Genomic DNA, 13,469 nt, shown 5'->3' with positions numbered 1-13,469 from the left:
GTATGCCGGTTTGGGCTACTGCGGCAGCTCGATAAACTGGGGCGGCACCGCGTCGGTGAGCCACACGCCGTTGTCGGACCGATAAAACTGGTGGCCCTGCCGGTGCATCTCGCCGGCCCGCACCGTAAACACTACCGGCCGGCCGTGCCGCTCGCCTACTTTATGGGCGGTTTCCACGTCGGGGGAGAGGTGCACGTGATGGCGCTGCTGCTTCACCAGGCCCTCGGCCTGAATAGCGGCTACGTTGCGCTCAGCGGTGCCGTGGTAGAGCAGCTCGGGCGGGGTCTGGGGTGCGTAGCCCAGCTCCACTTCCACCGAATGGCCCTGGTTGGCCCGGATGCGCTGCCCGTCGGGGCTGAAGGCGAAGCGCTGCTTGTCGCTGCCAGCTACCACGGCCTCCAGCAAGGAGCGGTCGACGGCGTGGCCGTGCTGGTGGAGGCGCGTGAGCAGCTCGTCCACGTCGGTCCAGCCGGCGCCATCGAGGGTAAGACCGATGGCCTGCGGCTCGTGGCGCAGCACCAGGGACAGAAACTTGCTGAGCTTGCGGTGCGGATCGGGGGTAGCCATAACTAAGGCAGTTGCGTATGGAAAATGCCGTAAGGTAACGGGCAGCGCGGCATCGGGCCGCCCGTTGTACATTTGCCGCCCTTCTTCGCAGTACGCCTATGCGCTGTTTTGCCGCTTTTGCCTTCGCCGCATTGCTCTTGTCCGGGGCCTGCGCCCGTCGCGTCGACCTGACCACGCCTACCGACACCTCGGAGCCCCGGGCCACGGCCAACCCCTCAACGCCAGCACCGACGACCACGCCCACCAACATTCCCGTGCCCGACAGCAAGCAGGTGGCCTTCGATCAGCGCAACCGCCCCACCTGGCTGGACGAGAAAATCCAGAAGCATATGCAGGCCGAGGCGCAAAACCCGCGCATCCGCATCCTGAGCTACCAGTACCGCGGCCAGACGGTGTACTACGAAACGGCCGGCTGCTGCGACCAGTTTACGACCCTCTACGACGCGAAGGGCAACGTACTCTGCGCCCCCGATGGTGGCCTGACCGGCCGTGGTGACGGCAAATGCCCCGATTTCGACAAAAACCGAACCGCCGAAAAGCTGGTTTGGGAGGACCAACGCTGATTTTTCCAGACATGAGCAGGGAGGCATAGGAAGTGAAACGCCGTCCGCCGGACGGCTTACTTCTCATGGCTCGATTCTCACTTCTTCAACTCCATGATTAACACGACCGAAAAGCTCGGCGCCTACAACGTGTGGGCCAACACCAAGCTGCTTGCTCACCTCGACGGCCTCGTGGCCGGCGGCAACGAACTTCCGGCCCGGGCGCTGCGCCTGTTCAGCCACGTACTCAATGCTCAAGCCATTTGGCTGGCCCGCCTCACCGGCACCCAAAGCCCGGTGAAAGTGTGGCAGGAGCACGACCTGCAGGGCCTGCACAAGCTGCACCAGCAAACCTCGCCCGCCCTGCACCAGTACATCCGCGATGCCGACGACACGGAGCTGCACCGCATGATCAGCTACTCCAACTCGCAGGGCAACGCCTACGACAGCCAGGTGTCGGACATTCTGACCCACGCCTGCATCCACGCCAACTACCACCGCGCCCAGGTGGCCACCACCCTGCGCGAAAACGGCCTGGAGCCCATCAATACAGACTTCATCACGTATTGCCGCGAGCTAGCCGGACAGAACTACTAGCTAATCCTTTAGCCGCTTTTTGCGTTTTCAAAACCCTTCCGCCCCCGGAAGGGTTTTTTATTGACTTTTTCCCGGACCCGTTCCGCCCCTGCTATGTCTGAAACCACTGCCGCTTCCGTCCTGACGCCTGAGCGCCTGGCCGGCGCCTACACCTATACCAGCTACCGCCAGATGATCGACGAGCTGCTGGCCCAGGGCCGCACCACTGGCCAAAACCAATCCGAAGCGCTGCTGCACTACGCCAAGCTCAACGAGCAGCGCATGTCGCGCATCGACAAAACCATTCAGCTGCTGCCCGAAGTGCAGGCCGAGCTGCAGCGCCTGCAGGGCCGCTACGTGTGGCTGGTACTCACCGAAGGCTGGTGCGGCGACGCGGCCCAGATTGTGCCCGCCCTCGAGGCCATTGCCCAGGCCAGCCAGGGCAAGCTGACCAGCCACTACCTGCTGCGCGACGAAAACCTCGACCTGATGGACCGCTACCTCACGGGTGGGGGCCGCTCCATTCCCAAGCTCATCATCCTGCAGGCCGACACCCTGACGGAGGTGGCCACCTGGGGCCCGCGCCCCGCGCCGGCGCAGGAGCTGTTTCAGTCGCTGAAAGACCAGCAGGTGCCCTACGAGGAATTCGTGACCCAGCTCCACGGCTGGTACGCCAAGGACAAAACCCGCAGCACCCAGCAGGAAATCCTGGGCCTGTTGCAGCGTCTTGCTTGATCTAGCCTGTATTTTTCGGCCGATTTTTCGCCCCCGGCCTAAGTGGGCCGGTCGTATTCCTTCTTTACATGTCGCACAAACCCGCACAAACCCACTTTCCCGTCGCCGATTTTATTAAGCACCGCTGGAGCCCACGCGCTTTCACGTCGCAGCCCATCGAAGACGACGCGCTGCGCACGCTGTTCGAAGCCGCCGCCTGGGCCCCCAGCGCCATGAACGAGCAGCCCTGGCAGTTCATCTACGCCCACCGCGAGCAAACGGAAGCCTTCCAGAAAGTCTGGAACTGCCTGCTGCCCGGCAATCAGCCCTGGGCCAAAAACGCGGCGGTGCTCGTCATCGTGTTGGCCCGCAAGAGCTTCTCTTCCAACGGCGCCGACAACCGCCACTACCTGCACGACGTGGGCATGGCCACCGCCAACCTGCTGCTGCAGGCCGGCACCATGGGCATCCACGGCCACGTGATGGGCGGCTTTGACTTGGCCAAAACGCAGCAGGAGTTCGGCCTGCCCACCGACCTGGAGCCGGCCACGTTCCTGGCGCTGGGCTACGTAGGCACGGCCGAGCAGCTGGAGGAACCGTTCCGCTCGCGCGAGCTGGCCGGCCGTTCGCGCAAGCCGCTCGACGAGTTCGTGTTCGAAAACCAGTTGTCCGCCTAGAAACGCGCCTTGCGCCGGCGCGCGGCGGATTCAGCCCAACGATTGAGGCGCAAGCAGGCGTCTCTACATGCCCTTACTTCCATGCACACCCAACGCTTCCCCGCCACTGAGCGCGGCCTCAAAGACATCGGCTGGCTGCAAAGCAACTTCACGTTCAGCTTCAGCTCGTATCCGAACCCCGTGCGGGCCGGGTTTGGGCTGCTGCGCGTCTTCAACGACGATTTTGTGCAGCAAGGGGGCGGCTTCGGCATTCACCCGCACCAAAACATGGAAATCATCTCGGTGATGCTCGCCGGCCAGATGAACCACATCGACTCGCTGGGCTACAAGGAAGTGGTGCAGCAGGACTGGGTGCAGATCATGAGTGCCGGCTCGGGCCTGCGCCACGAGGAGCACAACGTAGGCGACGACACGGTGAACTTCCTGCAGATCTGGATTGAGCCGAAGCTGCAGAACGTCAACCCGCGCTACCAGCGCCGGCAGTTTCCGCGCGAGAAGCGGCGCAACCAGCTTACCACCGTCGTCTCGAACGAGGAGGGGCAGGTGCACTGCTGGATCAACCAGAACGCCAAGCTCAGCCTCGGTTACTTCGAGGCTGGCCGCACGGTGACGTACGCGCTGAACCCGACCAACAAGTGCGTGTTCGTTTTCGTCATCGAGGGCGAAATCCGCATCGGCGACGACACGGTGCCGCAGCGCGACGCCCTCGGGCTGTGGGACACGGCTGAGTTCAGCATCGAGAGCCGGACGGAAAGCCAGTTTCTGATCATCGAAGTGCCCATCAATCATTAGGCGGTCCGGCTTAACACACAAAAAAGGCCCGGCTGGTACTACCAGCCGGGCCGTTTGGCTTAATCAAAGTGTACCACTAAGGCTTACTGCAGCGCCGTGGAGCCCAGGTCGGTGGTAGCGTTGTTGGTCACCGTTACGCCCGCGCGCGTGACTTCGCGGTAGGGCGTCTGGTTGGCGGGGGCCGAAGTAGTGGGGAAGTACTTCACGGTGTAGGTACCCGCGGGCAGGCTCAGCAGCTGGTAGGCGCCGCTGGCATCGGCCATGGTGCTGAAGGTATCAGGCACGGTGATGCTGGAGCGGATGGCCAGCACCTGCGGCGCGGCCGCTGTAGGCGTGACGGTGCCGCGGATGACGCCGTTCAGCTCCTGCGCCACCACCCGTATGACGGGCTTCAGCAGGTACCGCTCGTTGGGGTTGTTGCCATTGCCATTGCCGCGCTCCACAATGGACTTGGCCACGTCGAAATCGAGCAGCAGCTGGTAGGTCTGGCCGGCCTGCAGGTTCACGTTCTGCAGCTTGAGCTTCACGCCCGAGGTCTGGCCGCTGGGCGTTTTCAGCGCGTAGGTGCGCCCATCACGGGCCAGCACCGTGTTGTTGGGGCCGAGCACCAAGCGGATTTCCTGGGGCGTGCCGGGGTTGAAGTCCGTATCCACCAGCAGGGCCGAGCGGCCGTTCACGTACTCCAGCACGTTGATGGTTTGGGGCGTGAAGGGCAGCGTCTGCCAGCCGTTGGGGTCGTTTTCGGCGTTCAGGTGCAGCTCGATGCTGCGCACATCGAGGTTGACGGCCCGGAAGTCGCCGGGCGCGTCGGTGAGGCGGATTTGCAGCTTAGCGGCCCCGTTGTCGTTATCGTTGTCCTTGCCGCAGCTGGCCAGGCTCAGCAGGGTGCCCATTGCCAGGGCTGAGGTCAGGAAAGAAAAGGTCGGTTTCATCGGCGGGGAGAAGTCGTTACATGAATAATGCAAGCCCATATAGGCTTTGCACGATGCTGACAAAAGCGCCGGCAATAAATATACCATTTACTCCGGCCAGCTCAGTACAGGCTCGTAACGCAGGCCATTCGCTGAAGGATACGCTGGGCGCACGAAAAAGCCCCGTTGGGTGCTGGGGGCCTTCCACATCCCAAGTCCGTTGTCAGCATTGGCTAAGTAGGGACCAACTACCGGGCATCAAAAGGTTTGGCGCATCCAACGGGAAGGCGAAGCCAGTGGTGCCGATGTCCACGTGGCCACGCCTTCAGCAAGAAACCGCCTCACCAAACCTGTACAGGATTCAGCGAGGCGGCTTCAATTGCCGGCTCCGGTAAGGCTATTTGCCGCCGGCTTTGGCCGTGTCGGCCTTGGCCGGCTCCTGCGTCGGCGCTGGCTGGGCCGGCTGAGCAGGCTTCTTGGGCTTGCCGAACAGGTTGTTCAGGCCCTGCTGGGCTTTCTGCTTGAGCTTGGCTTCGGCTTCGAGGCGCTTCTTCTCGATTTCCTGCTGAGCCTTGGCTTGCAACTCCAGCTGCTTCTTTTCCAGCTCCTTACGGGCGCTATCTTGGGCTACCTGGGCTTTGGCGGCCAGCTTCAGCTTGGCGTCGTCCACCTTGCTTTGCACCACGCTGGTTACCAGGTTTTTCGCTAGTTCCTTGGCCTGGGCCTTGGTGCCGGCCGTCGTCAGCTTCACCTCGGGGTTGGTGATGGATCCGCCGATTTTCAGGCCCATGGTCACGCGTTCGGTGCCCTTGATGTCCTGCACGCCCGTGAGCTGCGTCAGCTTGGCATTCAGGGCGTTGCCCACTTTGCCGGTGGGCACGTCCAGCGCCATTACGTAGTCCACGCCCCCGCCCACGTTCGAGGAGCCGCCCACCGTGGCCTTGATCTGGCCCACGGCAAAGTCGAAAGGCTTCACGATGAGGTTGCCGTTGAGCATTTCGGCCGCCACGTCCTTGTTGTTCACGGCGAAGTTCTTCAGTTCCTGCAGCTGGGTGAGGTTGCTGATTTTGGTCAGCACCGGCGAGGCGCCCACGGCCGCGCGCACCACCTCAAACAGGCCTTTGCCCGTGAGCGTGCTGTACACCGGCATCATGTCCTGGCCCATTTCGCCGCTCACCGAGAAGTTGGTGCCGAAGATGCCCTCCACCTGCTGGGCCAGCGGCAGCAGCTTCTTCACCGAGGGGAAGGCCGCAAACGCGTTCTGGAAGTTCAGGTTCTTGATGTTCAGCCCGAAGTTGAATTTGGGGTGTTGCAGGTCCTTGCTGCTGTAGCTGCCGTTGGTAGCAAACTGCCCGCCCAGGGTATTGAAGGTCAGTCCGTTCAGGTTCACCGCCTCGTCTTTCACCGCCACGGTACCCTTCAGGTTGTCCAGCTTAAGGTTGTCGTACACCACCTGGTCGGCATTGGCATTCAGCTTCAGGTCGAAGAACTTCGGAATCTGCAGCACGCCGTCGGCCGCAGCCGGGGCGGTGGGCGCTTTAGCGGCCGTTTTGGCGCCGGCCGAAGCCTTCCCGTCGGGCTCCACCATCCACTCGTTCACGTTGAAGCGGCGCGAGTTGACCGTCAGGTTGCCGCGCAGGGGCTGGCCGGGCGTAAACAGGTATCCCATGTAGTTCGAGATGGTACCCGAGGCCGCCACGTCCGACGAGCCCACGAAGCCCGTCATGTTCTGCAGTACGATATTGGCGTTGTTGAACGTGGCCGTCGCGGCCGTCACTTTCATGCCCTGCGGCAGGTCGGTGCTCTTGTAGGTCACGTTCTGCGCCTGCACCGTGCCCGAGGCCACGATGTTCTGGTAGCGCTCCGCCTCGATGTCGGCCATGCTGCCCTTGGCGGCGATGTTGCCGTTCAGGCGCCCGGTCACCGTCATGCCTTCCAGCGGGAAGATCTTGGTCATCTTGGTCAGGTCGATGATGCCCTTCACGTTGGCGTCGAACACCGGCTTGTCGATGTTCTGGGCCGCCAGCCGGCCTTCCAGCGGCTCGCCGTCGAGCAGCATCCGGAACTGGGGAATATCGATGCGCGTGTCGTTGACCTGGCCCGTAGTATTCACCACCGTACCGTTCAGCGTCAGGTTCTCAATCGGGGCCGGGAAGGCTTTGGCTTTCACGTAGCCGTTGGTCAGGCGCATCACGGCCCGCGTCACCGGCATCTGGGTTTTGGAGTAGGTGCCCTTGGCCGTAGCATCCACCGCCAGCAGGCCGCGCAGCAGCATATCCGGCACAGGGTACACCTTGGTAGCCTCGGCCAGGTCGATGTTGGCCTTCACGCGGCCGTCCACTTTCATCGGCTCCAGCCCGTCCACGATGACGTTGCCGTCCACGGGGTTCTTGCCCAGGTCGAGGTGAAACTTCTTCACGTTCACCTTCACGTTGTTGGTGAAGCCCGAGGGGTTGTCCACCTGCATGTCCACGTTGATATTGCGGGCCGCCTGCGGCAGGCTCGGGTACTTAAACATGCCGTTGCTAACCACCAGGTTTACCCCGTAGCCCGGCATTTTCACCGCGTTCTGTACGCCCTTGAAGTAGCCGTCGAAGGCCACTTTGCCCGACGTTTCAATGTCCTTGAAATCCTTCGTAAACACGCCCGGTACTAGGCTCAGAATGTTCTTGAAGTCGGTTTCCAGTGCCTTAAACGTCAGGTCGTAGGTGATATCCGTAGCGTTGGGTAGCCCGATCTGACCCTGGAAGCTGAACGGAAAGTCGTTCAGCCGTACCTGATTGTCCTTGAAGGTGAAGAGCATCTTGCCAAGGTCCATACCCATGGTCACGTCGGCCGTCAGCTTTTTCTTCTCGATGTACTTGGTCCCGTCGTAAACCATCGTCAGCGCCTCGGCCGTGGTCTTCGAGTCCATGTCGAACACATCCTCGGCGAAGTCGCCGGAGCCCGAGTGGTTTACCCCACGCAGCTCCATGGCAAAGGGAATAGTCAGGTCCTCGTAGCGGATGTGCCCGTCGTCGATTTTCCAACCCTTAATGGCAATCTTGGGCGAGGCCGTCGTGTCCACGCCCTTGGTCGCCAGCGCCGAGTCCGGAATGACAATGTCCCAGTTGGCACGGCCGCTCTTGAGCACTTTGGCTTTGATGTCGGGCCGCTCCAGGTTCACGGAGTTGATCTTGATTTCGTCGCCGCTGATGACGCTCATCAGATCCAGCCCGATGTCGAGGCGCGGCAGATAAGCCAGCGTGTCGCGGGCAAAGGAATCCTGCCCAATCACCCGCAGCTGCTCGATGCTCAGGTCGAGGTCGGGGAAGGTGCGGATCAGGCTTACGCTCACGTTTTCGGGCTGGTACTCCACCCGCGCCGCGAGCTTTTGCGCCAGCTGCTTGTCGAGCGCAGCCTTGAGCTTGTCTTTGAAGAGCACCGGCGTCAGCGCCACGGCAGCTACTACTACCACGAGGAAAATGAGTAGCCCCAGAAAAAATTTTCGCATGCGTTAATGAGTTGACAACTAGCTTACAGCTCCCTAAAGAGTCGCATGGCCTAGTCGAGGTGGCAACTTAGACAGGAGCGAATTTGCAATTTTAGTTCCGCCACCCAGCAACCGCGCACCAAACGCGCGTCACCGGCCGTTAGAGCACCCACTTATGCGCGCCACTTTTCTGCCGCTTTTCCTGCCTCGCCGGCGGCCCCGGCCCGCGGCTGTGTGCGCCGGTGTTACGCTCCTGCTGACGAGCTTGGCCCTGATGCCTACGGCCCAGGCGCAGGACGTGTTCTATTCCCAGCCCTACGCCACCCGGCTGCAGCTCAACCCCGCCTTCACCGGCCTGTTCAACGACGCGAGCGTCACGCTGGCTTACCGCAATCAGTACCCCACGCTCATTGGCACGCTGCAGTCCAGCCAGCTCGCGGCCGATTACCGCTTCCAGAACCAGCGTAGCGCCGTGGGCCTGCTCATCAACGCCGACCGCGGCGGCGCCCTCGACCTCACCCGTTTCGAAGGGGGCTTCACTTACGCTTACCGCACCAAGATTGCGCCCGAGGTCTACGTTAGCGCCGGTGCCCACGCGGCCTACGGTTCGCAGCGCATCAGCTACGGCAATCTGCTCTTCGGCGACCAGGTCGACGGCAACGGCCAGGTCGGCGGCCCCTCCGCCGAGCCCATTCCGCAGGTCTACGACCCGGTGAAATACTTTACCCTCGGCGTGGGCGGGCTCCTCTACACCGGCAACGTGTGGCTCGGGGCGTCCGCCGCGCACCTGAATCAGCCGCAGGTCGGGCGGGCCAACAATGCTACCCTGCCGTTTCGCCTGTCTTTGCACGGCGGCTACAAATACTATTTCCTGAAGACCACCGTTAAGAGGCAGTACCGCGAGGTAAGCCTCTCGCCCACGGCCGCTTACACCTACCAGGGCGGCTCGGAGCGGGCCGAAATTGGTCTGTACGGTACCTGGACTCCCCTGACCGCCGGCCTCATCTGGCGGGGTGCTACGCCCGGCCCGGGCAAAACCCAACAGACCCTCGTTGCCCTTGTGGGCGTGGCCTGGAACGGTTTCCGCCTCGGCTACAGTTACGACGTGAGTCTCAGCCGCTTCAGCCGCGAAGTCGGCGGCGCGCACGAGCTCACATTGTGTTTAGAAAAGATTGACTTGCTCGAAGCCGCGAACCGTCGTCTCAGGCGCAAAAATTACGCGGCTCCCCCTTGTCCCACCTTTTGAAACTTCGTAACATTGCGTTCAGATTGCCTTTCCCAAGCCTTTTTCGCTCAAGGAGTTCCACGTAAACAAGTATGAATCTTTCTAAGTACCTGCTATTGGCCGGTGTCGGCGCCTGCGCCCTGTCGGCTTGCAAAAGCGGTCCGCCGTCGGCTCAGAAGCCCGGTAAGTACTCGTCCACTACGGGCATCGAGTACAACACCGAGGAGGGCATGAAGGTGGCTGACTACCAAGGCATTCCGGAAGGACCCGGCCTGGTGTTCATCGAAGGCGGCCGTACCGTGCTGGGTTCGGGCGAGGAAGATGTGGCCATGACCCACGACAACCTCGAGCGTACCGTGACAGTGGCCTCGTTCTACATGGACGAAGCGGAAGTAGCTAACATCCACTGGCTTGAGTACCTGCACTACGTGCGCAAAGACTCGTCGGAGGAGTTCTACCAGTCGGCCCTGCCCGACACCACGGTGTGGGCCCGCGACCTGTCGTTCAACGACCCCTACGTCGACTACTACCTGCGTTACCCCGGCTTCCGCTTCTTCCCCGTAGTGGGTGTGAGCTGGCTGCAAGCCAATGACTTCTGCACCTGGCGTACCGCCAAGGTGAACGAAAACCTCGCCGGCGAAGCTGGTGAAGGCGACGCTCCCAAGAAGAAGGGCGGCCTCTTCGGCAAGAAGAACAAGGGCGGTGATGCTGCCGACGGTGCTGAAGGCACGGCTGCTGGTACGGAGGAGGGCAAGACCCGCATTTCCATCGAGAACGGCAACACCCTGCCGAACTACCGCCTGCCCACCGAAGCTGAATGGGAATACGCTGCTCAGGCTATGATCGGCACCCAGGAAGTGGGCAACGAGAACCAGGAAAACAAGCGCGTATACCCGTGGGATGGCCGCCAGGTGCGGAACAACTACGGCAAGAAGATGGGTCAGTTCCTGGCCAACTTCAAGCGCGGCCGCGGTGACTACGCCGGTATTGCCGGTTCGCTGAACGACGGCGCTATGATCACCGAGTACGTATACGCTTACCCCCCGAACGACTACGGCCTCTACAACATGGCTGGCAACGTGAACGAGTGGGTGCAGGACGTATACCGCCCGCTGTCGTTTGAAGACATGGAAGACCTGAACCCCTTCCGCCGCAACGGCGTGCTTGACGAAGAAACCAAGTACGACAAGAAAGGCTACCAGTCGCTGATCGACGACCACGTACGCGTTTACAAAGGCGGTTCGTGGAAGGACGTAGCTTACTGGCTCTCGCCTGGCACGCGTCGCTTCATGTCTGAAGACTCGGCTACGGCCAGCATCGGCTTCCGCTGCGCGATGATCAACCCCGGCTCGAACAAGTAAGCCTTACGGGTTACCCAATTACCGAAACGGCCCGGACTCTCGTAGTCCGGGCCGTTTTGCGTTTATGCTTCTGTCGGGCAGCTTAGTGTTCGGCGCAGGCGATGGTAGCTACGCTGACGGCTGCGGCGCCGGCTTCGAGCAACTTGATGGCGCAGGCTTCCAGGGTAGCCCCGGTCGTGAGCACGTCGTCCACCACCAGTACGTGCTTGCCGAGCACAGCTTCGGGTTGGGCTACTTCGAATACCTCGGCCACATTCTGCCACCGTTCCGCGCGGCTCTTGCGCGTCTGGGAGGCGGTAAAGCTGACGCGGCGTAGCGCAGTGGTCGACCACGGCACTTGTAGGCTCAGAGCCAGACCTTCGGCGAAGGTGTCGGATTGATTGTAGCCGCGCTTGGCTAGCTTGCGCCGGTGCAGCGGCACGGGCACGATGAGGTCGATATCGGAGCCCAGGCCGCTGTCCGCTAGCTCCTGCCCGTACATCTGGCCCAGCGCTGTGCCCACTTCCTGCTGGCCCTGGTACTTGAGCTGGTGCAGTAAGTGCTGCACGCGGCCACGGCGCAGGAAACGGAGGTAGCTCAGCACATACTGCACGGGCACACGCCCCCAGAAGCGGCGCGCCAGCGGGTTACCGGTGGGGGAGAGGCGGTGGTAATCGGTGTAGGGTAACTGGGTGCGGCAGGCAGTACACAGGTGCGTTTCGCCGCGGGCCAAGGACTGCTGGCAGGCCAGGCAGGTGCGGGGAAAGATCAGCGAGACAAAATCGGCTAAAGCAGAGGAAAGCATAGTGCGTTTAGGATTCAGGCAAAACCAAACGCAATAGGTGGGGTAAGAAGATGCCGCGGAACGAGGCGTCGGAGCGTGGGTAATTGACGGTTAATATAAACCTTTGCGCCGCGAATTTCCTTTTGCAAGACCACGTCGGGCTACCGACTGCTTACTACCTACAACTCAACATGAGCCTCGTCACCGAATTCAACGACTACCGCTCGCGCATGAACGAGAAGATCATGGCGGCGGACAACAAAGTCATCAAGCGTTTCTTCAACCTCGACACCAATACCTACCAGGCCGGCGCCCTGGACGTGAAAACCAAGGAAATCGTGGGCCTGGCCTGCTCCATGGTGCTGCGCTGCGACGACTGCATCAAGTATCACCTGGGCAAATGCTACGAGGAAGGCCTGACCGACGCGGAGGTGTACGAGGTGTTTGCCATTGCCAACCTCATCGGCGGCAGCATCGTGATTCCGCACTTCCGCCGCGCCGTGGAGTACTGGGAAGCCTTGAAGGAAGAAGCCGCCACGCCGGCCCCGCCCCACGCCGAACACGCCGCCGAGTAATGCTTGATCCGCAGGAAACCGAAGCGCAGTTTGAGCACCGCTGGTGGCTGCTGATGACCGAACTTAAGGCGCGCTTCGGCAAGAAACCCGACCTGAACGCGCTGCTGCTGCTCATCGGCGTGCAGGAGCTGGGGCAGGGCCTGGGGCCGTTCAGCAAGGAGCAGAAGCAGGACCTGATGCACATTGCCACCTGCCGGCTCTTCAGCATCTCGGGTTACTACGAGCTGGAGCGCGTGGACGAGGACGGCTGGCCGCACTACCGGCTGGTGCAGCCCGTGCCCTTCGCCACGCTCAAGGAGCAGGAGCGCATGCTGAAGTGGCACATCTTGGAATACTTCGCGCAGCAGGAGAATTTGAACGAATAGTCGTTTAGTCTGTCATCCCGAGGCGTAGCCGAAGGACTTTTCCATGCTGGAACGACAATCGTTGAAACGACTTGTTCTCACGTTACAAGGTCCTTCGGCTACGCCTCGGGATGACAGGCCTTTTTCGAATACAGCTTTGAAAATCATTTCCTACAACGTTAACGGGCTGCGCTCGGCCATGAGCAAGGGGCTGCTGGACTGGGTGCAGGAAGCTCAGCCGGACGTGCTCTGCCTACAGGAAATCAAGGCGGGGCGCGAGGCGCTGGACGTGGCCGGCTTCGAGGCTCTGGGCTACCACGCCTACCTGTATCCGGCGCAGAAGCCCGGTTACAGCGGCGTGGCCATCTTCACCAAGCGCGTGCCGAAGGCCATTACCAAAGGCTGCGGCCACGAGGCCTACGACTACGAGGGCCGGGTGCTGCGCCTGGATTTTGAGGACGTGTCGGTGCTGAACGTGTACATGCCTTCGGGCACCAGCGGCGACGAGCGGCAGGCGTTCAAGCTCGAATGGCTGCAGTGGTTTACCAAGTACGTGCTGGCTTTGCGCCACTCGGTGCCGCCGCTCATTATCTGCGGCGACTTCAACTGCTGCCCCACGCCCATCGACCTGCACAACCCCAAGGCCAACCAGAACTCGCCCGGCTACACCCCGGCCGAGCGGGCGTGGTTTGCCGAGCTCCTGGGCCACGGCTTCACCGATTCCTTCCGTCACCACCACGGCGACGCCCCGCACCACTATTCCTGGTGGAGCTACCGTGCCGGCTCGCGCCAGCGCAACGTGGGCTGGCGGCTGGATTATCTGCTGGCCGACAACGCCCTGCAACCCCGCCTGGCCGCCGCCGGTCTTTTGCCCGACGCGGTGCATTCCGACCACTGCCCAGCTTTTGTGGAACTGGCCTAAGCTACCAGAAGCGGCGCGGAGCTAGTCT

At 61.9% G+C, this 13,469-nt stretch carries 14 protein-coding genes; 10 read left to right on the top strand and 4 right to left on the bottom strand.

All coding sequences use genetic code 11. The annotated features are described in order from the left end of the window. Positions 1–15: 15 nt before the first annotated feature. Positions 16–567 carry an RNA 2'-phosphotransferase gene (locus tag B0919_RS03025; RefSeq protein WP_078010700.1) on the bottom strand — a complete coding sequence of 184 codons (552 nt, stop codon included), beginning with the start codon at positions 565–567 and terminating at the stop codon, positions 16–18. A gap of 98 nt (positions 568–665) precedes the next feature. Between B0919_RS03025 and B0919_RS25580 the strand changes: the two genes are divergently transcribed. The 5 genes from B0919_RS25580 (at position 666) to B0919_RS03000 (ending at position 3,868) form a co-directional block, all read left to right on the top strand. Then, positions 666–1,130, top strand: a complete 465-nt coding sequence (locus tag B0919_RS25580) for a DUF6970 domain-containing protein (protein WP_254846462.1) — start codon at positions 666–668, stop codon at positions 1,128–1,130. A 93-nt stretch (positions 1,131–1,223) separates the two neighbouring features. After that, the gene (locus tag B0919_RS03015; RefSeq protein ID WP_078010699.1) at positions 1,224–1,706 is read left to right on the top strand and encodes a DinB family protein; all 483 of its coding nucleotides are present in this window, start codon (positions 1,224–1,226) and stop codon (positions 1,704–1,706) included. A 93-nt stretch (positions 1,707–1,799) separates the two neighbouring features. Then, a complete protein-coding gene (locus B0919_RS03010; protein WP_078010698.1) occupies positions 1,800–2,420 on the top strand; it encodes a thioredoxin family protein in 621 nt (206 codons plus the stop codon). 68 nt (positions 2,421–2,488) lie between these two features. After that, positions 2,489–3,076 (top strand): nitroreductase family protein, encoded by a 588-nt coding sequence (locus tag B0919_RS03005; RefSeq protein WP_078010697.1) that lies wholly within the window; start codon positions 2,489–2,491, stop codon positions 3,074–3,076. Between the two features lie 81 nt (positions 3,077–3,157). Continuing rightward, positions 3,158–3,868 (top strand): pirin family protein, encoded by a 711-nt coding sequence (locus tag B0919_RS03000; protein WP_078010696.1) that lies wholly within the window; start codon positions 3,158–3,160, stop codon positions 3,866–3,868. Positions 3,869–3,951: 83 nt separating this feature from the next. Here B0919_RS03000 and B0919_RS02995 read toward each other — a convergent pair whose 3' ends face one another. Both B0919_RS02995 and B0919_RS02990 read right to left on the bottom strand, forming a co-directional pair. Next, complete coding sequence (locus B0919_RS02995) at positions 3,952–4,800, bottom strand: DUF4382 domain-containing protein (protein ID WP_176132826.1); 849 nt, start codon at positions 4,798–4,800, stop codon at positions 3,952–3,954. A gap of 376 nt (positions 4,801–5,176) precedes the next feature. After that, a complete protein-coding gene (locus tag B0919_RS02990; protein ID WP_078010694.1) occupies positions 5,177–8,272 on the bottom strand; it encodes an AsmA family protein in 3,096 nt (1,031 codons plus the stop codon). A 154-nt stretch (positions 8,273–8,426) separates the two neighbouring features. Between B0919_RS02990 and B0919_RS02985 the strand changes: the two genes are divergently transcribed. Next, entirely contained in the window at positions 8,427–9,497 is a 1,071-nt protein-coding gene (locus B0919_RS02985) for a PorP/SprF family type IX secretion system membrane protein (RefSeq protein ID WP_078010693.1), read from the top strand. 71 nt (positions 9,498–9,568) lie between these two features. Continuing rightward, entirely contained in the window at positions 9,569–10,837 is a 1,269-nt protein-coding gene (locus B0919_RS02980; RefSeq protein ID WP_078010692.1) for an SUMF1/EgtB/PvdO family nonheme iron enzyme, read from the top strand. Between the two features lie 82 nt (positions 10,838–10,919). On the opposite strand, the gene B0919_RS02975 is transcribed toward B0919_RS02980, so the two are convergent. Then, positions 10,920–11,621, bottom strand: coding sequence for a ComF family protein (locus tag B0919_RS02975; protein WP_078010691.1), 702 nt, complete (start codon positions 11,619–11,621; stop codon positions 10,920–10,922). A gap of 170 nt (positions 11,622–11,791) precedes the next feature. Here B0919_RS02975 and B0919_RS02970 point away from each other — a divergent pair, with 170 nt between their 5' ends. The 3 genes from B0919_RS02970 to B0919_RS02960 all read left to right on the top strand — a co-directional run bounded on the left by B0919_RS02970 (position 11,792) and on the right by B0919_RS02960 (position 13,441). After that, positions 11,792–12,175 carry a carboxymuconolactone decarboxylase family protein gene (locus tag B0919_RS02970; RefSeq protein WP_078010690.1) on the top strand — a complete coding sequence of 128 codons (384 nt, stop codon included), beginning with the start codon at positions 11,792–11,794 and terminating at the stop codon, positions 12,173–12,175. Further along, positions 12,175–12,540 carry a hypothetical protein gene (locus B0919_RS02965; protein WP_078010689.1) on the top strand — a complete coding sequence of 122 codons (366 nt, stop codon included), beginning with the start codon at positions 12,175–12,177 and terminating at the stop codon, positions 12,538–12,540. The genes B0919_RS02970 and B0919_RS02965 overlap by 1 nt, the downstream gene beginning before the upstream one ends. A gap of 136 nt (positions 12,541–12,676) precedes the next feature. Beyond that, on the top strand, positions 12,677–13,441 hold the full coding sequence (locus tag B0919_RS02960) for an exodeoxyribonuclease III (RefSeq protein ID WP_078010688.1): 765 nt from the start codon (positions 12,677–12,679) through the stop codon (positions 13,439–13,441). Positions 13,442–13,469: the final 28 nt, after the last annotated feature.

The sequence above is a fragment of the Hymenobacter sp. CRA2 genome, from assembly GCF_002007105.1.
Classification (GTDB): Bacteria; Bacteroidota; Bacteroidia; order Cytophagales; family Hymenobacteraceae; genus Solirubrum.
Note: the sequence above shows the minus strand (reverse complement) of the source record. Positions and strands in the feature narration are given on the sequence as shown.